The organism is Pseudobutyrivibrio sp. 49, from assembly GCF_900100545.1.
Lineage (GTDB): Bacteria > Bacillota > Clostridia > Lachnospirales > Lachnospiraceae > Pseudobutyrivibrio.
The window spans coordinates 46,925-70,368 of the sequence record NZ_FNDP01000005.1; the positions used below are offsets into that span (position 1 = coordinate 46,925).

25 protein-coding genes are annotated in these 23,444 nt (G+C 38.2%); all 25 read right to left on the minus strand.

What is annotated here, in order from left to right; genetic code table 11:
* Positions 1–11: 11 nt before the first annotated feature.
* The 25 genes from BLP54_RS06335 to BLP54_RS06455 all read right to left on the minus strand — a co-directional run bounded on the left by BLP54_RS06335 (position 12) and on the right by BLP54_RS06455 (position 23,259).
* Positions 12–650, minus strand: coding sequence for a response regulator (locus BLP54_RS06335; protein WP_090167884.1), 639 nt, complete (start codon positions 648–650; stop codon positions 12–14).
* Positions 651–1,670 carry a sensor histidine kinase gene (locus tag BLP54_RS06340; protein WP_090167887.1) on the minus strand — a complete coding sequence of 340 codons (1,020 nt, stop codon included), beginning with the start codon at positions 1,668–1,670 and terminating at the stop codon, positions 651–653.
* Positions 1,660–2,823 carry an ABC transporter permease gene (locus BLP54_RS06345; protein ID WP_090167889.1) on the minus strand — a complete coding sequence of 388 codons (1,164 nt, stop codon included), beginning with the start codon at positions 2,821–2,823 and terminating at the stop codon, positions 1,660–1,662. Before BLP54_RS06345 ends, BLP54_RS06340 begins: the two co-directional genes overlap by 11 nt.
* Positions 2,810–3,955: an ABC transporter permease gene (locus BLP54_RS06350; RefSeq protein WP_090167890.1), complete on the minus strand. Its 1,146-nt coding sequence runs from the start codon at positions 3,953–3,955 to the stop codon at positions 2,810–2,812. Before BLP54_RS06350 ends, BLP54_RS06345 begins: the two co-directional genes overlap by 14 nt.
* The gene (locus BLP54_RS06355) at positions 3,955–4,896 is read right to left on the minus strand and encodes an ABC transporter ATP-binding protein (protein WP_028247621.1); all 942 of its coding nucleotides are present in this window, start codon (positions 4,894–4,896) and stop codon (positions 3,955–3,957) included. The genes BLP54_RS06350 and BLP54_RS06355 overlap by 1 nt, the downstream gene beginning before the upstream one ends.
* Positions 4,897–5,018: 122 nt before the next feature.
* Complete coding sequence (locus tag BLP54_RS06360; RefSeq protein WP_090167892.1) at positions 5,019–6,584, minus strand: ABC-F family ATP-binding cassette domain-containing protein; 1,566 nt, start codon at positions 6,582–6,584, stop codon at positions 5,019–5,021.
* 1 nt (position 6,585) lies between these two features.
* On the minus strand, positions 6,586–7,449 hold the full coding sequence (locus tag BLP54_RS06365; RefSeq protein ID WP_090167894.1) for a patatin-like phospholipase family protein: 864 nt from the start codon (positions 7,447–7,449) through the stop codon (positions 6,586–6,588).
* Positions 7,450–7,503: 54 nt separating this feature from the next.
* Positions 7,504–8,226 (minus strand): LiaF transmembrane domain-containing protein, encoded by a 723-nt coding sequence (locus BLP54_RS06370; RefSeq protein WP_090167896.1) that lies wholly within the window; start codon positions 8,224–8,226, stop codon positions 7,504–7,506.
* Positions 8,223–8,684 carry a LytTR family DNA-binding domain-containing protein gene (locus tag BLP54_RS06375; RefSeq protein WP_090167898.1) on the minus strand — a complete coding sequence of 154 codons (462 nt, stop codon included), beginning with the start codon at positions 8,682–8,684 and terminating at the stop codon, positions 8,223–8,225. Before BLP54_RS06375 ends, BLP54_RS06370 begins: the two co-directional genes overlap by 4 nt.
* Positions 8,685–8,829: 145 nt before the next feature.
* On the minus strand, positions 8,830–11,142 hold the full coding sequence (locus tag BLP54_RS06380; protein ID WP_090167900.1) for a DUF2298 domain-containing protein: 2,313 nt from the start codon (positions 11,140–11,142) through the stop codon (positions 8,830–8,832).
* Between the two features lie 130 nt (positions 11,143–11,272).
* A complete protein-coding gene (locus BLP54_RS06385) occupies positions 11,273–11,551 on the minus strand; it encodes a hypothetical protein (RefSeq protein WP_090167902.1) in 279 nt (92 codons plus the stop codon).
* A gap of 19 nt (positions 11,552–11,570) precedes the next feature.
* A complete protein-coding gene (locus BLP54_RS06390) occupies positions 11,571–13,703 on the minus strand; it encodes an ATP-dependent helicase (protein WP_090167905.1) in 2,133 nt (710 codons plus the stop codon).
* Complete coding sequence (locus BLP54_RS06395; protein WP_090167907.1) at positions 13,703–15,238, minus strand: alanine/glycine:cation symporter family protein; 1,536 nt, start codon at positions 15,236–15,238, stop codon at positions 13,703–13,705. The genes BLP54_RS06390 and BLP54_RS06395 overlap by 1 nt, the downstream gene beginning before the upstream one ends.
* A 61-nt stretch (positions 15,239–15,299) precedes the next feature.
* A complete protein-coding gene (locus BLP54_RS06400; RefSeq protein WP_090167909.1) occupies positions 15,300–15,611 on the minus strand; it encodes a YbjQ family protein in 312 nt (103 codons plus the stop codon).
* A complete protein-coding gene (locus BLP54_RS06405) occupies positions 15,592–16,236 on the minus strand; it encodes a MerR family transcriptional regulator (RefSeq protein ID WP_090167911.1) in 645 nt (214 codons plus the stop codon). Before BLP54_RS06405 ends, BLP54_RS06400 begins: the two co-directional genes overlap by 20 nt.
* Before the next feature lie 103 nt (positions 16,237–16,339).
* Positions 16,340–16,813, minus strand: a complete 474-nt coding sequence (locus BLP54_RS06410; RefSeq protein WP_090167913.1) for a GNAT family N-acetyltransferase — start codon at positions 16,811–16,813, stop codon at positions 16,340–16,342.
* 13 nt (positions 16,814–16,826) lie between these two features.
* Complete coding sequence (gene ybaK, locus BLP54_RS06415) at positions 16,827–17,303, minus strand: Cys-tRNA(Pro) deacylase (protein WP_090167915.1); 477 nt, start codon at positions 17,301–17,303, stop codon at positions 16,827–16,829.
* Positions 17,304–18,131: an alpha/beta fold hydrolase gene (locus BLP54_RS06420; RefSeq protein WP_090167917.1), complete on the minus strand. Its 828-nt coding sequence runs from the start codon at positions 18,129–18,131 to the stop codon at positions 17,304–17,306.
* A gap of 51 nt (positions 18,132–18,182) precedes the next feature.
* Complete coding sequence (locus tag BLP54_RS06425; protein WP_330386134.1) at positions 18,183–18,734, minus strand: GNAT family N-acetyltransferase; 552 nt, start codon at positions 18,732–18,734, stop codon at positions 18,183–18,185.
* A gap of 16 nt (positions 18,735–18,750) precedes the next feature.
* Positions 18,751–19,032: a putative signal transducing protein gene (locus BLP54_RS06430; RefSeq protein WP_090167920.1), complete on the minus strand. Its 282-nt coding sequence runs from the start codon at positions 19,030–19,032 to the stop codon at positions 18,751–18,753.
* Positions 19,033–19,044: 12 nt separating this feature from the next.
* Positions 19,045–20,385, minus strand: coding sequence for a hypothetical protein (locus BLP54_RS06435; protein WP_090167922.1), 1,341 nt, complete (start codon positions 20,383–20,385; stop codon positions 19,045–19,047).
* A gap of 276 nt (positions 20,386–20,661) precedes the next feature.
* Positions 20,662–21,342 (minus strand): YczE/YyaS/YitT family protein, encoded by a 681-nt coding sequence (locus BLP54_RS06440; RefSeq protein WP_242870646.1) that lies wholly within the window; start codon positions 21,340–21,342, stop codon positions 20,662–20,664.
* A 78-nt stretch (positions 21,343–21,420) separates the two neighbouring features.
* Entirely contained in the window at positions 21,421–21,660 is a 240-nt protein-coding gene (locus BLP54_RS06445; RefSeq protein ID WP_090167923.1) for a hypothetical protein, read from the minus strand.
* Positions 21,661–22,379: 719 nt separating this feature from the next.
* Complete coding sequence (locus BLP54_RS06450) at positions 22,380–22,562, minus strand: hypothetical protein (protein WP_090167924.1); 183 nt, start codon at positions 22,560–22,562, stop codon at positions 22,380–22,382.
* Positions 22,563–22,572: 10 nt separating this feature from the next.
* Positions 22,573–23,259, minus strand: coding sequence for a DUF3800 domain-containing protein (locus BLP54_RS06455; RefSeq protein ID WP_090167926.1), 687 nt, complete (start codon positions 23,257–23,259; stop codon positions 22,573–22,575).
* Positions 23,260–23,444: the final 185 nt, after the last annotated feature.

Consider the following 23,444-nt stretch of genomic DNA (forward strand, 5'->3'; position numbering starts at 1 on the left):
TTAGCTCTTTTTTAGTTCTTTAAATAGAAAATTGCAAGCTGTGTTCTGTCTCTAAGCTCCAGCTTTTCAAGAATTGTGGAAAGATAGTTTCTTACTGTACCCTCAGACAAGAAAAGCTTCTGGGCAATCTCCTTATTTGAAAATCCTTCAGCCACAAGCTGAATAACTTCATATTCCTTTTCAGAAATATCCTTTGACTGATAGTCAAAGCCAGCTTCCTCTTCAGTAGCACTGTTCATAAGAGCTGGCAGCTTATCTACTATAGCCCCACCAAATACGCTCTGACCATCCATTGCTGCATGAAGCGCTGCTGGAAGAGATTTATAATCCTGCTTCAAAAGATATCCACGAACGCCAAGCTTCAACGCCTTTACGATATATTCATCATCTGAAAAAGTAGTAAGGAAAAGAATTATAGCATCTTTGTGCTTTGAAAGGATTTCCTCTGCAGCTTCAAGGCCATTCATATCCGCCATACGGATGTCCATTAGAAGTAAGTCTGGCTGTAGCTCGTCATAAAGCTTTACGCCTTCTCTTCCACTGTTTCCCTTTCCGATTACTGTAAATCCCTCTTCCGCATTGATAATCATTTCAAGGGACATTGTAATTAGCTCATCATCGTCGATTAATAAAATCCTCTTGTCTTCCATTTATGACACCTCTTCAGCCACTTTTACTACAAGGGGAAGCCTAGCAAAAACTGTGAACCCATCGTTGGTATAAATGTATGCATCTCCCCCAAGAGCATTTGCTCTGTTTCTTATATTTGTAAGGCCTATGCCTTCATAATCATCTAAAGCAATCTTTTCCTTCATCTCCTGTGACACTGTTCCGTTATCCGTAATTGAAATGGTACAGAAGCTGTAGTTTCTTTGAAGGATAATTGATACCTCGTCGCCATTTGAGTGCTTCAGGATATTTGTAACTGCCTCTTTTAAAATTCCTATCAGCGACAGCTTGATATTTGTCGGGATAGATTCATCCAAATCTAAATCCGTATTTACGGTAAAGCTTTTCAGCTCTCCGATGATGTCATCAAAGTTCTTTTTCAAATCTATAGAGTCATCATGCAGGTCGTGTACAGATGCTCTCATCTTTGCCATTGACTCATCCAAAGTATTGGCAAGCATCTTTAACTGAGGCTCAAGATTCTCATCCTTATTCACAGTAGATATGGCTCCCAGCAACAGGATGGCTCTTGATAAAAGGTGCCCCACGTTATCATGAATCTCTCTGGCAATTCTGTTTCGCTCTGCAAGGGTTGCAAGATGCACCTGCTGATCCTGCTCTGACAAAAGCCTTCGATTTTTTTCCTCTAATATTTCCTCCAACTCCTTACTGTCGTCCCTAGTACGATGAAGAAGTCTCTTGTAGGTCATTACCTGCTCATATAATATTGTAGAAACCACAGTATATGCTGCAATAATTACAAACACCGCCACATAACCAAAAGCAGTATTATCCTCACGTATCATATATATCAGCGTGGCTACAAATGGCACAGCGGTCAGTACTCCGTATATACGTTTATCATCAACTAAAAGACTTATTTCTAATATCAAAAAAACGCAAATAGACATTACAACCGAGAGGGTTGTAATGCCACTTGCGTTAATAAGTACTGTTAATCCTAATGCCGCTAAAAAGCGGATAATCACATCAAATAGCATACAGTTCCTTTTTCCTTGAAATAATCATTCCTGCAAATATGAACACTAATGCAAAGAGGATTTCAATAAAAATATATGTACCAAACTTGCGACTCCAAATCTCATTTATTGGAGTATCATTTATAAACTTAATAGCTGTGGTGTACCAGTACAATGGCATGAAATGTGCTATCTGAACAATCTTATCTGACAGGAATTCTGTATCTACGAATACTCCACAAAGGAAGCTCATAGAAAGCACCATCATGTTTCCAATCATGTTGATGAGATTCTCATTTGATGTAAGCGAGCAGATGAAATATGCCATTCCAAGTCCTACCAACATCAGACTATAGCTGTCAATCATGTAGTAGATAAGCTTATTGTTTGCATACTGGAGACTCATAATCTGGATAACACCAATCATTAATGTTGTCAAAACCACTCCTACTGCAAACACACCACCGATTGTAGCTGCACTTCTTGTGAAGAAATGCATTCCACTAACGGATATACGATTTTTAACATCCTTGTCCTTCATAAATGTAAGTGTGCATGCACAGCAGATGCAAAGGATAATCATATGTGTATAACCATTGAAAGTGAACATTCCTGTGTAGAATGAACGATGATTTTCCTCGGCTGAGTCCATAACCGTAGCTTTTGTTTCACTAAGCTTTACCATCTGGTCGTGGGTCAGGCTGATTGCCTCTTCCTCACTAAAACCACTATTTAAATATATCACAACATCCTGTAAATAGTCACCAAGCTTCTGTGTGAGAAGAAACTGAGAAGCAGTAGTTCCTGGTGCAATATATTCAAGTACATTTTCTGTCTCACCTGATAAAACCTTTTCCTCAAAATCTTCAGGAATAATAAGTGCATATTCATAGATTAAAAATCTTACGTTATCATTCATTTCCTGTGGGTCATCTGTCTTTGGATCCACAACAATCTGTGTCTCTTTAAGATAATCAACAAGTGCATGGCTGAGAACCGAATTATCGTTGTCTGTAACCGCAACCGTCACCTGCATATCTTCAAACATATCTTCCTGAGTAGAGACAGTTGCCTTCGCCTGCATATTACCGAATACAGCGAAGATTGCAAAATAAACGATGATGTTTACTATATTCGCTCTAAGTGATTTTATAATTGCATTAAATACTGGCATATTTTCTCCTCCTCAAGAATAATGAGCTTACAAAAAGACCTCCAACAACCATGCAGCCCATAATCATAATGTCCTGATAATACATATCTGTTTTGCCGTATGTAGCTCTTGTATAAAGACAATCAACCAAAAGTGCCGCTGGGTTGATTCTGTTTAAAATAGGACAATTGCTTTCAATAATCTGTCTAATCTGATGCCACATGAGACCACTGCAGAATGAGCATCCCATTGTAAATACAAGTGGTACTGCAATCAATAATCTCTCGTTTTTGATAAAGGAACCAATCAATACACCTGCTGAAATTCCCAGGGCACTTCCCAGTGTAGTAATCAAAACAAGGTTGATAAATGGCGCTCCCATGTTGATTTTAAGTATGTACTGAACATATACAACAAGTACTGCATTTGATACTGACTGAATTGTAAGTCCTGCCATAACACAGCCTGCGATTGCAAGGAGCTTGTTGGTAGGTGCCACCTCAAATCTCTTTCCTGTCTCAGTCATATTTGCGCACATGCCTTCAAGCATTGCTATACTAATCCATGAGCTAAAAAGTGATGACATGGCAATCAAAGCGAAGAAATACTGTAGGTATGGTGAGGTGTTCGTGCCAAAATCATGCTCCTTCATTATCTCCATTTGATTGGAAACCATATCGATTGCTGTCTGGAGATTTTCAGGATGTTCCTGTGCCACTTTCTCAATGACTGAATACATATTTTTATATTCTCTTACTATTTCATTTAAAGTGGTGGCCTTGTAGCCATTTGTTAGCACATATGTGGAAATATCATCCCCATCCTCAACATAGAATCCAGAAATCATTTCGGAATTCATTGCATCAGTAGCCTCGTCCTTTGAGGAATACTCATGAACCTCTACAATCTTGGTGTGATCATCACTTACCTTTGACATTTCCTCTAACAGGATTCCAAAATTTGTCTCTTCCAGATTCGTATTTACGTATCCAACATCTATGGTTTTGAAATTATCAGGATCATCACTTATAAGATTTCCAAATCCAAAATAAAATACTGTAGCAAGTACAAGTGGGAAGAAGATATTCCAGCCCACAACGTACTTGTTGCGAAGCATTTCTTTTAATTTATATACATAGATTCGACCAAACATTAATCTCTAAGCTCCTTTCCTGTGATTTCAAGGAATACATCATTTAATGTAGGAAGTTCTGTTGATACGTGACCAAATGGAACATTGTTATCATTTAAATAACTGAGGATATGTACCAGGTTATGATCTCCACCATCACATTTAATAACCAGATCATCTCCGTCCTCCTTAACCTTATAAACATGGTTGATTTCCTTGATTCCTGCGATAATCTTGTCGGACTTATCAGGAAGACCAACACGGATTGTTTCTCTGTTTATGAGGGATGATTTAAGCTCCTGAGATGTTCCGTTTGCAACGTTCTTTCCATGGTCCATAATCACCACTCGTGTGCAAAGCTCCTCAACCTCTTCCATGTAGTGAGATGTGTAAATGATTGTTGCACCATCTCTGTTCATTTTTCTAATTCCCTCAAGGATTGCATTTCGGCTCTGTGGGTCAACTGCTACTGTTGGCTCATCAAAAATGATAAGCTTTGGCTTGTGAGCGATTCCGCAGGCGATGTTTAATCTTCGAAGAAGACCTCCAGAAAGCTTCTTTGGAAGATACTTTTTATATTCTGTAAGTCCTGTGAACTCCAAAGCATCCTCAACATATTTCTTTCTTGTTGCTTTATCCTTGATGTAAAGACCACAGAAGAAATCTACGTTTTCATAAACTGTAAGGGTTTCAACTACTGCCACATTCTGCATTACCACACCAATCTGTGACTTGATATCGTACGCCTCTGGCTTCATCTCCTTATCAAAGATTGTCACTATTCCTTTATCGTACTTAAGAAGTGAAAGCAGGCAGTTGATTGTTGTTGTCTTACCTGAACCGTTAGGTCCAAGAAGTCCAAGTATTTCTCCCTCGTTTACATTTAATGAAAAGTGATCTACTGCCACCTTATCTCCATATCTTTTTACTAAGTTTTCGATTTCTACTACGCACTGACTCATATCCTTCTCCTTTGTGGGTTCGTTTTTCGTTTCTGATGATAATATACGAAAAAATGACAGCCCTCTGTAGTGAAGGCTGTCATTTTGTTAAGTGACATTTGTCATTATGTGGTGTGAAAAATCTATATTGTCTTAGTTGTCCATTTACTGCAATCCCATACATCAGTAGCCAGACCCTCGTAGAACTCAGGCTCGTGGCATACCATAAGAATACTTCCGTTGTATTCCTTAAGGGCACGCTTAAGCTCATCCTTGGCATCTACATCAAGATGGTTGGTAGGCTCGTCCAAAAGAAGAAGGTTTGTCTCGCGGTTTAAAAGCTTGCAAAGACGAACCTTTGCCTGCTCACCACCTGAAAGAACTCGGCATAAACTCTCAATGTGCTTTGTAGTAAGACCGCACTTGGCAAGAGCCGCACGTACCTCATTCTGATTATATGAAGGGAACTCGTTCCAGATTTCCTCGATACAGGTTGTGGAAATGTGCTGATCCATCTCCTGCTCGAAGTATCCAATTTCAAGGAACTCACCCTGATAAACTGTACCTGAAAGTGGTGGAATAAGACCTAAGATACTCTTTAAAAGAGTAGTCTTACCGATACCGTTTGCACCTGTAAGTACAATCTTCTGCTTACGCTGCATCTCAAGATTAAGAGGCTTTGAAAGTGGTTCATCCTTATCGTAACCAATAACAAGCTCCTTTGTGGAGAAGATTACTCTACTTGGTGTACGAGCTTCCTTAAAGTAAAACTCTGGCTTTGGCTTCTCTGCTGCAAGCTCAATAACATCCATCTTATCAAGCTTCTTCTGGCGTGACATAGCCATATTTCTTGTAGCAACATTCGCCTTATTTCTTGCAACAAAGTCCTTAAGCTCAGCGATTTCCTTCTGCTGTCTGTTATATGCAGCCTGAAGTTGACTCTGCTTCATGGCATATACTTCCTGGAACTTATCATAATCTCCCACATAACGGTTAAGCTGCTTGTTATCCATGTGGTAGATAAGATTGATAACTGAATTCAAAAATGGCACGTCATGCGAAATAAGAATAAATGCATTCTCGTAATCATTAAGATATCTCTTAAGCCACTCAATATGCTCTACATCAAGATAGTTAGTAGGCTCGTCCAAAAGAAGGATGTCTGGCTTCTCCAAAAGAAGCTTTGCCATAAGGACCTTTGTACGCTGTCCACCGGAAAGCTCCGTAACATCCTTATCAAGACCTAGATCAAGAACACCGAGAGCTCTGGCAACCTCTTCTACCTTGGCATCTATCATATAAAAATCGTGCATAGTCAGAAGGTCTGCGATGGTGCCTGCCTCCTCCATGCGCTTATTCATCTCATCATCATCGGTGACATCTCCCAAGCTGGCATAGATGTCATTCATCTCCTGCTCCATGTCATAAAGGAAATCGAAGGCTGAGTGAAGAACCGAGCCAATTGTCATGCCCTTCTCAAGTACTGTGTGCTGATCAAGATAACCAACACGAACCTTCTTTGACCACTCAATCTTTCCCTCATCTGGCTGAAGCTTTCCAGTGATGATATTCATAAAAGTAGACTTGCCTTCGCCGTTAGCTCCGACAAGTCCGATATGCTCTCCCTTCAAAAGCCTAAATGATACGTCCTCAAAAATAGCACGATCACCGAAGCCGTGGGACAAATGTTCAACATTTAAAATACTCATTCTAATTACCTTTCAAATACTGCTTTAACCCCTCAAGGTTACGAATGGCTTCTGCTCTTCCCATTTCGTATACTCTCTGGAGCTCTTCAGGCTTCTTCTCGGTAGGATTAATATTTGGTGCCTCCGATGGCCTGATAACAAAGACCTCTCCTGCCTGCTCCTTTTCTCTGACGTAGGCTTTCTCATGATTGTACATGATATGTCTGTCCTTCATGACCTTCACCATGTTTGGATATTTGCCAAGCATCAGCTTTACAAGCCCCATGTACTTCTGAGGCTTCTTAACATAATCTGCAGGCTGGGTTTCAATCACAAGGATTCTATCACATTTTTCGCTTTCCATAAACCTCAAAGGTATAGAATCTGCCATTCCACCATCAAGATACAGGCCGCCGTCGATTTCTACAGGACGGGCAAACATTGGCATAGAAGCAGATGCACGAATCCATTTGATATCGATTCCGTCACGGGTTTCATCTCTGTTGATACAATTATGATAAGCCGCCTTACCTGTGTTTATATCTGTGGCAACGCAGTAAAAGTCCATAGGATTGTTGTAGAAGGTATCCAAATCCCACACATCAAGCTCATATGGCAGAGTGCCATAGCAAAATGGAACATTATAAAGGTCACCTGTCTTTATGAGCGACCTAACACTGCAATATCGCTTATCGTTACAGTAAACCTTATTGTATCTCAGTGGACGGCCTATCTGCTTTGATTTGAAATTAATTCCAAAAGTTGCACCAGCAGAAACTCCCACTGCACTGTCAAACTCAATTCCATTTTCAAGTAATACATCAATAACACCGCAGGTGAAGATTCCGCGCATTGCTCCACCCTCCATAACAAGTCCCTTTTTCATTATGCCTAAACCTCCAAAAAGAGGGACCTTCTCTGGTCCCTCAGCCATTACCTATTATTCGAAGTAGAAATCAATCTGTCCCATTCCATTATCAACATTTGCTTTGATAAGTGGCTGTGACATATCCTGTGAGCATTCACCATGCATATTTACTCTACCAAGGCCATTATCACAATTAAATGCTACTCTAAATTCCTTTGGAAAATATACTGATAAGCTTCCCAAACCATTGTCAATATCAAGCTCTGCTCCATTTGGATCAACTGTTGTTCCAGCAAAGTATACTGTAAGCTGACCAAGTGCATTGTCGATAGAGCCCTTTTTCATGTCAGTAATCTTGATGTACTGTGTTTTTGAGCCGAGATTATTATCTAAATCAAAAGTTCCTTCATCTTCCCAGTACTCTGTGTTTCCACAAGCATCTACAGTATGTTCCTTACCATTATGGATAACGTTTATGTGATGTGGCTTGTGACCAAAGATAGTAGAAAGTCCAATTCCAATCAATATAACAGCAATCATAATGATAGCATAGTGTACGTCGCCTAAAAGTAGCTCTTCTCTGAATAAACATGCGACCACACCAACTGGAATTGCCATTCCTACAAAGCTCCTCTCAAGAAGCTGCTCTCCGAAGAATAACGCCATTATGATGCATACTGCAATCTTTACCATAGGCATGTCTGTGAAAATGTTTGATTTGCTAAGTAATAAACATACCGCAAAAGCGATAAGTGCCAAACCTCTAATTGCATTTCTAATTGTTTTCTTTGTCATCTCTTTATCCTCTTTTCATCCATTATTTCAATAAGTGCCTTAATGTACTTTCGCGATGCATAAGCTTTCTTTGTGGAATTCCTGAAGGAGATTTCGCTTGCACCTGTAATGTTCTTTTTTATGGAAGCTATCAACTCCGTATTTACGATAGTTGATTTTGATACCCGAAGGAATTCCCTCGGTAACAATTCTTCCAACTCATATAGCTTTTGTCTTACCCTGTAGATGGATTTACCAGTGTGGATTGATATGTAGTTTCCATCAGCCTCAACAAATATTATTGATTTGACCTCCACGTAATATTCCGTGTCATCAATGTAGGCTGATATTTTCTGTGCCCCCATCTGTCCCCCAGACAACAGTCGCTGCAGCTGTAATATCTCCTCTGTTATCTCTCGGCAGTGAATGGTTATCATGTCCTGCTGTAAAGACTCATCTACGTCAATATTTATCTTCATAACTATTGGCGCCTCCTATGGTTTATATTCTACACATCTTTTTTCCCCACACAACAATTTGGGATAAGAGGTAATTATTTTAATATCAAAGGTAATAATTCTATTTGCAAAAGGAACAGCCATAAATATGACTGTTCCTAACTTACTAATATGAATTTACTTTAATCAGGTAATTGTGATAGCCGCCATAGTAGCTATTCTCAAGCTGTAATTCCACATCACCCAGCTGTAAAAGCTTATAAAGGTTGATTGGTGTGCCAGCAAAATCATAGCTCTGATACTCAAACTGACCAATGTAAATGTACTGAATATTATATTTCTTAATCAATTCCCTTGTTGTATCCAGATCGGAGCCTGTATAAATTTCACGGATATCAGCTGCACGAGCCTCGACAGCTTCCTGGCTGAATCTCCAAAGCCACTCATGGGCATACCAACCTAAAACTGTAGGACAACCTGAAGCCACAGACATTCTACCTGCGTCAGTATAAGCATCTCCATAGTTTTCTAAAACTACAGGAGGCTTATCATAATCAAGGCTATTCAGGTAATCTACAACCTGTAAGTCCTCTACAAACTGTGGATTGTTCTGCATAAAGGCAGTAGCATTTAATGTTCTTTGTCTTGAGCCGTCGAAGATATTTCCAAACCAATCGTGACAGCTTACAAAGTAATATGACATGCAGACAAGTGTAGGTACCAGAAGCACACATGCCAAAATCTTTTTAACCTTAGTCTTCTTGAAGGTAAAAAGTGATATCAGGGCATAGCCTGTGATTATTCCAAACATAATACAAGACTGATATGTCAGCTTGAAGGTAGTGTTTGCTCTGGCGTAATCAATGTTATAAATATCTTTTACATAAATAATCTCTGGAATAAGAATTAATCCTATTGAGCAGCAAGTAAAAAGCATCACAATAAGATCTGCAATATTCGCATTTACGATAATTCTTCCAAGAACATTTACCTTCTTATCCTGAGACTTATCCTCATCATTTAAGTAATCCTTGATAGCAAATACCAGACAGATAACTGCTGTCGCAACTGGTAAGAGCCAGAGAACAAGTAGCTGATGAAACAAGGTGTGATTCTCACAAAGGAAAATACCACCTTCCATCTTTGTAAAATTCAGCTTGAATGGAAGAATAACAATATTAGCAATCGCCATAATAAATGCGATTTGAATTACTGAGAATAATGTGCTCTTCTTTGTAAATCCATAGACCTTAAAATCCACGAATAAAACAGCAAGAGCTGAAATCATCATGTAAATAGCATAATCCCAGTAGTTATTTCCCTGGAAGAAGCCTGTGAAGAAGCCACAGAGAAGTACTGTAGGATTAAGAGCCTTAAGGATGAAATCCTTTGGTGTGAAATCAAGTTCAAGCTTCTGATTCTTGCCTTTCTTATCTGCCAACTGTGTAGCAAAGGCAATGATAATTCCAATAATTGTAAGCACGAACATGATATTAATAACATGTGCATGCAAATCGCCAATTACAAATGAATATGATGGAGTCTCTGTGATGGTTTTATCCATTCTCTCAGGCACATAACCAACATATCTTGTACTCTCAGGGAACCAGTACGAATACTCTGTATTTCCAATAATCGCATTATAAGCGTTTAATACAATTCCAAAGACGATAAAGTGAGCACTTCCTTCAAAGCACACTCCAGCGCCACCAAGTAAGCCACCAATAATTCCATGAACCTTCTTAAAGCCTGCACCAAACTTTGTCTGAATAAGCTTGTAAGTACATGAGAATGCCTCTACAAATGCCATAGAGCATACTGTGTAGAACATGATATTGTAGCTGAATCTTACATCATTAAAGGAAAGCTGATTGATGAAAGCTGCAAAATACTGTCCAAGGTAGTAGTAGTTGAGATTCTCGTTTGCAAACCAGATATCCTCTACTGGAAAATAGGTAAGCTTAGTCATGGTATTCATGAAACCATAATCCATGAATTTCTCAGTACCATATGCATCTGGCTTAAAAGATTTCATGTAAAGCAAGCATGTAAGAAGCAATAGGAACATTAGCTCCTCAGCTATCATGAGCTTTAGGTTATCCTTATCTACGGAAACAGCGTTGTCACTTTTCTTGTCTTGTAGGATTGATACTGTCGAAATAATCACAGCCAAAAGAACCGTGACAAAGGCACAGTTTAAAGGTGTGAACTTTAACAACTTAAGATTCGACAGCCAGAATACAACCATTCCAGAAATAGATACACCTATTACCTTTGAAAAGATGTAACCTCTGTCAGTGAAGTTTTTGAAGATCTTTTTAGTCAATGAAAAAAAGCCTATACCAACTATCAACAGGGCAAAATACCACTTATAGATGTATACGCTTTCTTCCTTAAATAGAAGACCAATCATGCCAAGAAGAATTATGAAAATAGCACTTTCTGACACGTAGTCCTTATAATTAAATTTCTTGTTCAAAACATTAATCCCCCAATCGTATGTTATCCATACTCATCTCCCCGCATTCGTCAATTATATCGTAAAATGAAGGGAATTCCTAGGGAAAAACTAAAAATATTACAAATTTATTACCTGTATTCTATTAATTCTACAGACAGCTCTGGGCTTTTCTTGCAAGTTCAAGCTCACATTTCATTCTTCGATTAAGAATTTCCTTCTGCTGGAAAATAAGCTTTTCCACTGCATCGTCAGACCCTGCCATCTTCTTCATGGTCTCCACAGATTCAATCATGTTCTCATACTGTGAAACCTTATTCTTATACTCGCTCATAAGCATAGATGGTATATTGGCTGTCTTAAATAAAACATCCACTCGCTCATGAACCTGCATAACCTGCTTATTTAAATCTTGTAATTCTTTATCCATTTTTACTACCCCTCTTAAATTAACCCATTAGCTGCATTCCATAAGAAAATGCATTTGGAAACATAAAATCCTTCTCTACACCTGATTCAAATTGTACTGAAAACTTTTCTGGCTGTCCATCATCAGAAAGAATAACATCAGTAATTGTACCTTTTCCATATTTCTTTTGAGAAACCACCTGGCCTATTATAAGCCTGTCAGGAGCACCTTCCTTTCCTTGGATTGTGGTCTTAGGCTGTTTGAAATATGATGTAACCTTTGTTGCTGAGTAGGACACCTTGTTTTCTATTTCGGCTTTCTTGGTCTCAGGCTTTAGTTCATTTATAAAAGTTGAGTTCCTGTTTTCATATTTAAAGATTGTCAGCTTATCCTTGGCTCTAGTCATGCCAACATAAAAGATCCTACGTTCTTCCTCATAATCCCTCTTCTCTTGTTGTGTAGCCTTTGTATTAGCTCTTAGTACTTTGTTTGGAAATACACCGTTAATTACATCCATCAAGATTACCGAATCATACTCTAATCCCTTGCTGGAATGAATCGTGGAAAGAATGAATTTTGTGCTACTATCATTCTTCTTTTCCATAAGAATCCTTCTAAGCTCATTTAATCTGTTTAGGAAGGATGGAATATCTTTTTCTTTTTTAGCCAGCATCTTTAGGATGAAGATTTTGTTGGTATCTATGTTGTTGGAATTAAGATAATCTCCATATCCCATGAAATTCTCTATGCGATTTATGGCCTTATATGGTGTCTCATCCACCATGTTTCTATAGTGTGTTCTTAGGGATTTACAGTTACCCAAAACATGTCCGTTGAGATTTAACAATTCTATAGCATCAAGAATTCCAGAATGATTTCTCTCTGCCAGCGCACACATTTCTATAGCGTCCTTTTTGCTGAGATACAACTGGAACTTGAAATATATCTTCATAAACAGCTCTGCATCCATCGGCACGAAGGCAAACTGAAGCATATTGATGATATCGATTACCACCCTGTTTGTGAAAAATGCCATGTCTACATTTTTGATGTTATAAGGCACTGACTGTCTTTCCAACATATCCACAAGAGGAAGCACACTTTCATTGTCTCGATATAAGACAGCTGTCTTCGTTGTTACGTTTTCCGCCACCTTAACCAGATAGCTGTACTGCTTTTCTCTGTCTATCTTCACAAAGCTAATATCGCTCTTGGCATCCTTTGTGGCACAGATATGCTTTTTATGTCTGTCCTTATTGTGCTGGATAAAGATATCAGCAGCCTCTACAATCTTTGCATTAGAACGATAATTCTTATCCATCACCAGAACTTTTGCACCTACATGATTTCTTTCAAAATTCAACAGTGCCTCTGGATAAGCTGCTCTAAATCCATAGATACTCTGATCCTCATCTCCAACCATAAAAAGATTTCCGCTTTCACCTGAAAGTAATGATATTATCATGTGCTGAATCTTTGAAGTATCCTGAGCCTCATCCACGCAAATAAATTTGTACAGATTTCTATAGTAGTTGAGCACCACAGGTGCGCCCTTCAGGATTCTGTATGCATACAGCATCTGGTCATCATAATCCATCAGGCTGTGATTCTTCAGCTCGTTATTGTACGCCTCATAAATCTTGCGAAGATTTATATCCTCATCTTTGCCAAGCTTATCAATCTCGTCACCTGTAAGATACATATTCTTGCAGTAGGTTATAAGAGTGCGGATATTCTTTATATCACTCTCTGTAGGATATTCCCCTTCCACATTTAGATATATGCTTGAAAGGAGTCTGATTATCTCCTTCTCGTCCGTCAAAAGCTCAAAGGAATTCTTTCCAATCATTCTGCCATAGTAGGCAATGACCTTGGAACAAATTCCATTTATGGTTCTGAATTCTAATCTATCCGAAAGGTCTGGTCCAAATATTTTTTCAAATCTGTTGGCCATGTCCTTTGTGGCTGCCACTGTGTAGGTCAAAGTCAAAATATTCTCCGGGGCTATTCCCTTACAATAAATCATGTATCCAAGGCGGTTCACCAAAACTGTGGTCTTACCACTTCCCGGAACAGCCAAAAGCAGCACGGGCCCTTCGACGGTCCGTACTGCTTCCATTTGTTGCTCATTTAATTGTGATGTGTATAACTCAATAAAATCTTTTTCTAACATTAATTCTTTCTTGCTCTTTCATCCCAGACGCTTACATCCATGCCGATAACGTCAGATGTGAATGGGGTTCCATCCTCTTTCTCGTAATGGAGCTGGGCTTTTTTTACATACTTAAATCCAATGTATAAAAGAGGAATGTTGCAGTATGCAATCAAGATATTAGCAAAATCTGATAAATCCCACAATGCCCCTAAATCCATTCCAACGATAGATGTAAGCATTCCGAAGCAAATTACTAGGATATCCAGTACTCTGATTACATTGATAAATGTCTTGCTTCGATTGATTCTGTTAGCACAAATCTCTGAGAAGGACATAAATCCAAGTAGACATGTAAAGGCAAACAAACCAAAGCAAAGAGATATCAGCAATGTAACCACGTTATTAAATGCTGTGCCTGGTGTAAGCTCTGCTGCAGATGCCAAATACTTTGGAAGCTTTCCAAGCTCAAACCAAGCTGCTCCATTATCTGTAAGCCATACGCGGCCCATAATAACTACAAAACCTGTTAGTGTACAAATTACAATTGTATCAAGGAAAACGCCGATAGCCTGTACGCAACCCTGATCACATGGATGGTCTGCATCTGATGCAGCTGCTGGCATTGTGATGGTACCTTGACCAGCTTCATTAGACATAAGTCCTCGCTTAACCCCCTGCATTAATGCAATACCAAATGCACCACCAAATACTGCTTCTGGCTTAAAAGCCTCTGTAAATACAGCATAGAAGAACCAAGGAATTCTTGTGATATTAATAACTATAAGCACAAGTACTGTAAGCACATATACAATTGCCATAACAGGTACAAGAATATCTGTTACATGAGAAATCTTCTTTGTTCCACCAAAGGAAACCGCGATTGTTGCAATGATTACGATTACAAAACCAATCCAATAAACCGCATGTGTGGTTGGAAGCTCTGTTCCACTTACTATGCTGGCAATCTGTCCCATTGCAGATACCGTGTTAAAGCCCTGTGCTGGGAAGCAAAGCAGCGCATAAATGATATACATAAGTGAAAGTACAACACCTACGATTGCAGAATTTTTTAGAAGTCTTCTGCCGTAGAAGGCCATACCACCGATATATTCATCATCTTTTTTCTCTTTAAAAATCTGGGAAAGTGTAGACTCTACAAATGCTGTAGACATTCCGAAGAATGCAGAAATCCACATCCACAGCAATGCACCTGGGCCGCCTACTGATACAGCGCCTGTTACGCCAAGGATGTTACCAGGGCCTACGCGCATTGCTGTGGATAGGAAAAATGATGCAAGCGGAGAAATACCTGTCTTCGCTTTACTGTTCTTTAAAACCTCTATTCCCCTCTTAAACTTTCGAACCTGAATAAAACGAAGTCTTATAGAGAAATAGATTCCAGAGCCAATTAATAAAATAATAGCCAGTGAGAAATTTCCAAGGATTGGAATATTGGCATACCAATCAAAATTAGTTGGAAAATCCCAAAATAAATCTGAAACTACCTGAATCTTACCACATACTGCTGTAATAAAGCTTAATAGTGCATCCATAACTTTCTCCCTTCGTTAGAATCGTTTTCTAACTACAGTATACCCTATTAAGCTTCAAGTTCTATAAAAATTTTACAGCTGTGCCATAGGCAAGAACCTCTGCTGCGCCCTGCATTACGCTTGAGCCTGAATAACGGACACCAATAATAGCGTCTGCGCCAAGCTGCTCAGCTTCATCTACCATACGCTTTGTGGCGATTTGTCTTGCCTCTGTAAGCATCTCTGTGTAGCCAGCAAGCTCTCCACCTACAATAGTCTTCATACCAGCCATAAAATCTCTTCCGATATTCTTTGACTGTACGATTGTACCCTTTACCAATCCTAATACTTCGTATTCCTGTCCTGGAATGTTTTCAATACTTATTAGCTTCATTTTGTTCTCCTCCATCTATTTCTTTTAATCTTTGTGATAATGCCAAGCTGACTCCAATGATTGCTGCTGCGCACAGTCCTATCATAAGAATTATGAAAAACATTGGGGTCTCTGGGTCTGTTATCTTTCCAAGCACCATTAATGCAATAAACGCAATCATAATAATTATGAATACTGATGCTGCAATCTTTGGGCCTCGCTTAGCTTTCTTTACATCAATCTTATTGATATCCATAAAGCTTACGCCTCCCTTCTCAAGGCGTTTCATATCATCCAGATATTTTTCTACATCCATATCCTCCAGCTCATCACTTGAGTCGATGATTTCCTGACATAGCTGAGACAGAATGTCCATGTCTTTTTGTCTTTTGGCAAATTCTTGTTTCTGCTTTTGTAAGCAATCATCTAATGAGATTTCCTTTACTTGAAGCTTTCGGATTTCTTCGATTGGTACCTCAAGTCTTCTAAGGAGTTTGATTTGGTTTAGAACTCTTACATCCTCCAAGGAGTACTCTCTGTAACCATTCTCTGAATTTCTTTTGGGTGTAATTAAGCCTTGGTCTTCATAAAATCTTATGTTCTTTTTTGTGATTCCCACAAGCTCTTCTACCTGGTTGATCTTCATTAAAACGCCCTCACTAACGATTGTCCTTTAAAAGATTTGGCCTTATCTTTGCCTAAAATATAAACCTTCCACAAGATGGAAGGTCAATAGTTTTCTATATTTTTTATAAAATAAATTCCATAATACGTTCTTTTGTCTTCATTCCAAGGCCTTCATAGAAAGCTTCAGCTCTGTCGTTGCCTGTCCACACCGCTAAGGTCACTTCATAACAACCCATTCTCTTTGCTTCTTCTTTGACATATTCAAATAGGGCTCTACCCACATGCTGACCTCTGGCTTTTTCATCTACACACAAATCATCGATATAAAGTTGCTTAAACTTAACCTTGTTTGTGGCATCTTCCGGTGTCTCTTTTATCTCACAGATGGCATAGCCCAACACGTTATCATTTTCATCTGCAGCAACGTATATAGGTTTACTCTCTACACAAAGCATTTCCTTCACATCATCAAAAGAGTACTTTGTTGTGCCTGAAATAAAAATGTCTGGTCTGATTTTTGCATGGACTTCCAGTACCTGCTGCAATAAGTCTATAATCTTTGGAATGTCTTTTTCCTGAGCTAATCTGATTGTCATTTATTTTACCTTTCTAGCTTATGATGTCAGCCACCTTGATATTTGAAATTTTTATCAGGTCAGCTGGTGCCAATTCGATTTGTGCTCCCACCTTTCCTGCGCTGACAAATACCTTTTCGTAATTTTCTGCGGTCATATGTATGAAAGTTGCGAACTGCTTTTTCATACCGATTGGTGAGCAACCTCCGTGTACATAGCCTGTGAGTCCCAGTAAGTCCTTCTGCTTAATCATGCTGATTGATTTCTCACCAGCTGCCTTAGCTGCTTTCTTCAAATCAAGCTCTGCTTCTACTGGAACTACAAAAACATAGTAAGTTCCAGTCTTGCCCTGTGTTACAAGTGTTTTGAAAACCTTCTCTGTGTCCTCACCTAGGATTCCTGCGATTTGTTCACCTGTAAGTGTTGGATCCGCCTCATAAGTGTGGCTTTCATACTTTATCTTCTTTGAGTCCAGGACTCGCATTACATTTGTCTTATCATTGTTTTTCATTTACTTATTACCTTCTAATTCCTTCATGAAATCTGCTATGATTTCATTTATTTCCTCTGGCCTGTCTGTATTTGAATTGTGACCTGCTCCCTCAATCCAGTAGATTGGAAGTCCTGTCTTTTTATGCCATGCTTTATTATATCTTATACACGAGCCTGCATGGTCTTTAGTTCCACATATAAGACATGCACGACATTTGATCTCATATGGAAGAGCTTCTTCTACCGCCTCCACTAGAATCTTGTATCCGCCTCCAGCAAGCTTTGCATATCTATCCTTGTCTCCATCATAGGTCATCATAAACTCTTTCATGAGCGCTCTCCCATATTCTGAGGTAGCTACATAATCTGTTCCCTGTCTAAGGAGAGTTTTCCATGGATAATAACGATACACTGGCTCCATTCTGTGAAGAAGCCATAATTCCAGCTTGGTATAATACTGGATTTGTAAGGGCGCTGAATCTACCGATATAAATCCCTGCAGCTTTTCTGGGAAAAGCTCAGCATACATCTGCCCTAGGTATCCCCCCATGGATTGACCTATTATAACTGGATTATCAAATCCATTTTCTTTAAGGATTTCATCTACCCATATGGCCTTATCCTTTAGTGAAAATGTCATCTCAAAAGGATAGGATGTATCATGTCCTGGTGCATCCCAAACAAACACAGGATATTTTCCTTCAAACTCCTGAATCTGCTTTTCAAATAATCTATGGGCAGCTGTTAACCCAGGTAGAAAAACCAGCTGATACAGCGTATTAGTGCCCTCAGTATTTATCCAGTAGTGGATATCCCCTTTTGGTGTTTTGTAGATTTTTTCTGTCATGAGGTCTCCTTGTAGTCTAGTGTTTGTTAGTATGTTGTTATCTTGTAATTTCTATTTATCCAGTTCTAGTCGCATTAGTACCAGCTCCTGCCACTTGCCTGCTCTTGTTTTAAAGCCTCTTGGATTCCTGCCATATTCTATAAAGCCATGCTTTTTGTATAGATTTTGGGCGGCTTCATTGTCTGCTACAACATCTAACTCAAGCTGTAGATAACCTGCCTCTTTGGCAATCTCTATACACATAGCCGTCAACTCATTTCCAATTCCCAATCCCCAGTAATCCTTCATTACAGTGATACCAAACTCAGCTCTGTGTCTGGTCTTGTCCCTATCCTGAACCATATGTATCCCAGCACTACCGATGAGTTTCCCATCTACGATAGCTACAATTTCAATATCATGCTCACTTTCTTTTTGTGTCTTTAGTCTTACTGACACTATCGATTCATTGTGCTCTGTCTCATCAGGGTATGTGGTCAGAAACTCTGTCTCCCCATGAGATATATCAAAATATCTAAGAAAATCCTCTGCATCTTCAGGCTCTGCATTCCTTAGTACGCATTCTCTTCCATCTTTTAGTTGAATTGCTTTGTATGTAATCAAGGTTTCCTCCTGTGGTCTACTCTTCTATAAGCTTCTTCGCCTTTTCATAGTCAGCTCTACTCACATAAACTCTATATAGAAATGTCAGATTTCCTACAGCCTGACCACCAGTATAAACGCCACCTCGACCGATACTAGAAGTCATTGATGTATGTAAAACCATATCAAAATTAGACTGGTTCCTCTTGGTTCGTGTCTCATAGCTTATGTTATTAGCTTTTAAAAGCTCCGTTATTCTTGATATTTCCATAGATGAATAGTCTTCATATAGCTTCTTTCTGTTGAATAGTGTGAGCATAATAATTCTCCTTTATTCACTAATACTATTTATCCATTCAGTTTTTAGCTCTTCATATGATTTGCCCCACCATTCTTCATAGGAAGCGTCTGAAGTAATAAATGTAAACAATTCCTTTTTGCTTTTCTTATCTATTAAATACTCCACAAAGCTCATAGCCTCTGTATATGATAAATCTACTCCAGTGTACGTTGTATTAGGCCCCAAATTGACTCCTACCTTATCCTTTAGTTTTGGATAATCAGACACATCTTTCCCCTGATATAGTCTGTCTACAACATAATCATAGTATAGTCTTACTACATTAGAATCATTACCATTCTTTTTACTGTAGTATTCTTTAAAATCTCCGTTGTCGTAATCCTCATCATTAACGAATCCTCTTATATACTCAACCATATACTCTTCTGGATAGAGAACATAAGCTACGTAGTCGCAAAAACCTTCTTCTAGCCAGTATTTATTCATATCCTCATAATCTTGGAAAAACCCATGCATCAACTCATGCTCAAGAGTGCGAACCCCATAGTCATTAAGGGTTATATCGATTTGCCCATTTTCTATATGTGCATAGCTTCTACCACCTTTATTTTCAATATGATATGTGATGTTATCCACATCGCTACCATACACAGACTTATTTATCCCCGCTTCAGCTAAGTATTCCTTTAATTTATCCTTTATTTCAGCCTCAATTCTTATTAACTCTATTACTTTCCTATAGGCATCCTCATCAAGTAATTTATTGCTTATAATAAATTTAGAGGTGTTTGTTTTGAAAATATAGTTATTGTCTCCATCTATATAAAGTTCTGTTTTTTCAATAATGTCCCGTTCCTCTGTATTGAAATCTTCTATTGGAAATAATGTCGGTTGTTCTGCATTTTCTACATTGAATATGCTTTTGTAATCATTAAAAGTCCTTGCGCACTGTCCTCTTCCTGAGATAAGTTGAACAAGATGGTACCTAAATGCTGAGTTTTCTATTATTTCCTTTGGTAAAAAAAGTGCATCCCCGTCTATTACAGGTCCCACCAATCTATTGTCATCTACAACATAAACCTTTATTTTTTCTTCAGCAACATCAGCATTATAGAAATCTATAATCTGCTTTTTAGCATCATCAAACTCTTTTACTAACTTAGACGCTTCTGGCTCATCAATAATTGCTTGTTCAAAACTATATGTAGATCCATTATATTCAGCTGTAATAATATCAAACACACCTGAATAACTATATTCCCTCTTATATAAATCCTTAGAGAATTCAATAATATTCTTCCTATACTTACATCCACCAAATACTATCATAATCAGTAAAGTCATTGTACACAGCCAGTATTTTTTCCTCATTTTCTTCTCCAGTACCCTCATCTAATGCAACACAATCTCCTAATTATGAGTAAAATAATTACTCAAATTATAGCAATCATGAAATGTTTTGCAAACAAAAAAGCACTACCTTTGGTAATGCTTTCAGTTATTACTGTAATTTACTTACTTTTGCTAGCCTAAACATACTAGCTCATGGGGACTCTCCCAAATTTCTTAGGCTAATTTGTATAGCGGCACCCCCAGATGTGTGGACCTCTTCTCAGTATTATCGTTGATTCGGAAGCATAGTTTCTATTATTTCTTAATCTTTAATATTTTAAACGATTCTAATATAGTCTGATGCTTAATCTCAGTAGCATTAAACTTCACTGTAAAGAATGCAAACTGCATAATAGGCCCCATTCCAAAAGCACAAATAATTGTACCTATTCCAACAGGTCCTCCAAGAAGCCATCCTACTACAGTAGCTGTAGCAAGTAGCATAATGCTTACTATGCCAATAGATACATGCTTAGTTCTTCTTGTTAACCCTATAAGAAGAGTATCACGAGGACCACATCCTAAGGATGCACTCATATATGTGTACTGGGTATATCCCATTACAAAGAGTCCTAAAATCATTACAGGTATCGCAATGAAGATTGAATCACATTTCTCTACTAAATTAATCTTATTGAAGAAATCTACCGACTTTCCAACAACAATAGAATCTATTATCATCGCTATTCCAATTGGCTCTTTCATCAGTAGATCAATTCCTAGGATTGAGAATGACACTATGATTGCTGCTGTACCATAAAGTATCCCAAAGGTATTCGATAAACCAAGATTAAGCACATCCCATGGAGATGCCCCAATATTAGCCTGGATTGTAAGATATACTCCAAATCCATTAACGAATAAGCTTGCTGTCGCCAGCAGCATATTTAAAATTATCTTCTTTATTGAGTCATTGTCTTTATTCTTTTGAAACACTTTTGGTACCTCTAGAATTTTTGCTATTACTATTCATCACCCATTCGGAAAATCGCAGCTTCGCTGCTTTTCTTTTCCTCATGTGTGGTTCTCACCAAATATAAACAGTGATATAAAAAGCATGCAGCCATATAAAATAAAGTTTCTTCCATGCCTATGATTCCATTCTGTGACACTAGTTAATTCATCTTCGCTTGGTGGTTTTTCTCCAGTGTTAATTGATACTGGCTTTTTACTTTTGTACTGTTGAATCCCCAATATAATAAATATAAGCGAAACAAAAAATGATATTGCTAAATACATAATTGTACCTGCCATATCTAATTCTCCCATTGACACACAAACAATTGTTCTCTATAATGCTTTTTAGTGCTACCATTTACGGTAGGCGGTTGGTCCTTCTCTCGGAGGACTGTGACCTCCGTTTATATAGAGATTCCGATCCCTCTTTGAGGGAAATCTTTACAGGAGGACTTGTGCGTATGCTTACAATCACGGACTTAATCGCAGTCTTAGGACTGTGTGCGACTTTCTATAGTCTTGGGTACGTGCGCGGAAAGCATGATTCCAAGACACAAAAATAACCGCCGAGCCTAGGAAACTGAGCGGTTATTTTCTAATCGTTTTATACTAGGGCTAACCGTCTATCGGTAGCACTCTTTGTATATAAATATTAACATCTATAGCTTATTTCGTCAAATATCATTGACGGGCGTCCCGCCCGCCATCATGTGGACTGATTTTTCACTCCAATATGATGAGGTAAATCCCCATTCGCCGGTGGACCAGAGCCTTACGGATAATCCTTGTAAATATTTACAAATTTATTTTATCAATCCCTATAACATATTACAACTATATGTTTCTTAATATTAAAGAACAGAACTCTGGCCCTTCGCTAAATCCAGCGATGGGTCGAGTTCTATCTTTACTAAAGAATACCATACAATAGATATTTGTCAAACTGTAAAAAAGCCCTCCGAGGAAATCCTCGAAGGGCATAATTTTATAATTTGGGTTGGGCTGTTCGCTCGTTATTACTCGATGATTGTAGCAACACGACCAGAACCTACTGTTCTACCACCCTCACGATTCATACTTACGTTTATCGTAGTTACAATCGTTGATTTTACAGTGTTTCTTTTGATGTGATTATCTATATTCGCATCATTATTTATTGTTTTTGAAGTTTTTGGTACCAGAATGGTACCAGAGCTCATCTCAACATCTTTATTTTCTTGTATCTAGTTCCTTATTATAAATAGGTTTTAGATACTTCTTCTTTAATGTACGTTCATTTTCAAAGAAATAAATCTCTGATCTAGATAACAACTTCTGTTCCATCTTTAACTCAATAAGCTTCATTGTACATATGAAATCAGCCATCTGAAACAATCTATAATCTTTAGGCAAAACCTTCTTAAATTCTACATTATCAAGTAGTATGTTCAACACCGATGATAGAATCTTATTTACTTCATTTTGACCGTTGTCGTAGTAAACCTTTACTTTATCGAAACTAAAAAAGTAATTCAAATTTTCTCTTATACAGATGGATAGCTGCTTACTCAAACGTCCAATAGCATCAAGTGAGTTGTCAAACTGCCTCTTTTCAATATAAAAGGTCTTATAATGAATATCCATTCTTCTGAGAAATGCCATTGTTTTCATGAATATCTTTTTTCTTGTTGCTATATCAACGCCTCTATAGTCTTCTTCACCACGTATAATAGGACCAGCATGAAGACAATGACCAGAGTAACCTATGCTCTTTAAATCATTTTCAAGTCTAGTTAGTTCTTCATGAATATCTACACTCTGGTCATGAAAAATAAACGAGATAATATAGTATGGCGAGTGTGCCTTGTATTCGCCCCAATCACCTGATTCATCAACAAATATACTGAGTTCTTTCATAATTCTCCATATAAAAAATGACGGGCGTCCTGCCCGTCGATATGTGGACCCGGGTCTTTCGACCAGCCCTAAGTAATATTATATTACCAAGTATTGTTAAAAATATCAAGATAGATTTTGACTGGGTTAAGGATTTCTCCATTCCGACAACAAACAACCTAAGCGAAAGATCTCTTAGATTCATA

What these genes read in the sequence shown, in the direction of transcription:
- BLP54_RS06335 (WP_090167884.1), bottom strand. Translation starts at nt 650, where the DNA reads ATGGAAGACAAGAGGATTTTATTAATCGACGATGATGAGCTAATTACA.
- BLP54_RS06340 (WP_090167887.1), bottom strand. Translation starts at nt 1,670, where the DNA reads ATGCTATTTGATGTGATTATCCGCTTTTTAGCGGCATTAGGATTAACA.
- BLP54_RS06345 (WP_090167889.1), bottom strand. Translation starts at nt 2,823, where the DNA reads ATGCCAGTATTTAATGCAATTATAAAATCACTTAGAGCGAATATAGTA.
- BLP54_RS06350 (WP_090167890.1), bottom strand. Translation starts at nt 3,955, where the DNA reads ATGTTTGGTCGAATCTATGTATATAAATTAAAAGAAATGCTTCGCAAC.
- BLP54_RS06355 (WP_028247621.1), bottom strand. Translation starts at nt 4,896, where the DNA reads ATGAGTCAGTGCGTAGTAGAAATCGAAAACTTAGTAAAAAGATATGGA.
- BLP54_RS06360 (WP_090167892.1), bottom strand. Translation starts at nt 6,584, where the DNA reads ATGAGTATTTTAAATGTTGAACATTTGTCCCACGGCTTCGGTGATCGT.
- BLP54_RS06365 (WP_090167894.1), bottom strand. Translation starts at nt 7,449, where the DNA reads ATGAAAAAGGGACTTGTTATGGAGGGTGGAGCAATGCGCGGAATCTTC.
- BLP54_RS06370 (WP_090167896.1), bottom strand. Translation starts at nt 8,226, where the DNA reads ATGACAAAGAAAACAATTAGAAATGCAATTAGAGGTTTGGCACTTATC.
- BLP54_RS06375 (WP_090167898.1), bottom strand. Translation starts at nt 8,684, where the DNA reads ATGAAGATAAATATTGACGTAGATGAGTCTTTACAGCAGGACATGATA.
- BLP54_RS06385 (WP_090167902.1), bottom strand. Translation starts at nt 11,551, where the DNA reads ATGGATAAAGAATTACAAGATTTAAATAAGCAGGTTATGCAGGTTCAT.
- BLP54_RS06390 (WP_090167905.1), bottom strand. Translation starts at nt 13,703, where the DNA reads ATGTTAGAAAAAGATTTTATTGAGTTATACACATCACAATTAAATGAG.
- BLP54_RS06395 (WP_090167907.1), bottom strand. Translation starts at nt 15,238, where the DNA reads ATGGATGCACTATTAAGCTTTATTACAGCAGTATGTGGTAAGATTCAG.
- BLP54_RS06400 (WP_090167909.1), bottom strand. Translation starts at nt 15,611, where the DNA reads ATGAAGCTAATAAGTATTGAAAACATTCCAGGACAGGAATACGAAGTA.
- BLP54_RS06405 (WP_090167911.1), bottom strand. Translation starts at nt 16,236, where the DNA reads ATGAAGATCAACCAGGTAGAAGAGCTTGTGGGAATCACAAAAAAGAAC.
- BLP54_RS06410 (WP_090167913.1), bottom strand. Translation starts at nt 16,813, where the DNA reads ATGACAATCAGATTAGCTCAGGAAAAAGACATTCCAAAGATTATAGAC.
- ybaK (WP_090167915.1), bottom strand. Translation starts at nt 17,303, where the DNA reads ATGAAAAACAATGATAAGACAAATGTAATGCGAGTCCTGGACTCAAAG.
- BLP54_RS06420 (WP_090167917.1), bottom strand. Translation starts at nt 18,131, where the DNA reads ATGACAGAAAAAATCTACAAAACACCAAAAGGGGATATCCACTACTGG.
- BLP54_RS06430 (WP_090167920.1), bottom strand. Translation starts at nt 19,032, where the DNA reads ATGCTCACACTATTCAACAGAAAGAAGCTATATGAAGACTATTCATCT.
- BLP54_RS06435 (WP_090167922.1), bottom strand. Translation starts at nt 20,385, where the DNA reads ATGAGGAAAAAATACTGGCTGTGTACAATGACTTTACTGATTATGATA.
- BLP54_RS06445 (WP_090167923.1), bottom strand. Translation starts at nt 21,660, where the DNA reads ATGGCAGGTACAATTATGTATTTAGCAATATCATTTTTTGTTTCGCTT.
- BLP54_RS06450 (WP_090167924.1), bottom strand. Translation starts at nt 22,562, where the DNA reads ATGAGCTCTGGTACCATTCTGGTACCAAAAACTTCAAAAACAATAAAT.
- BLP54_RS06455 (WP_090167926.1), bottom strand. Translation starts at nt 23,259, where the DNA reads ATGAAAGAACTCAGTATATTTGTTGATGAATCAGGTGATTGGGGCGAA.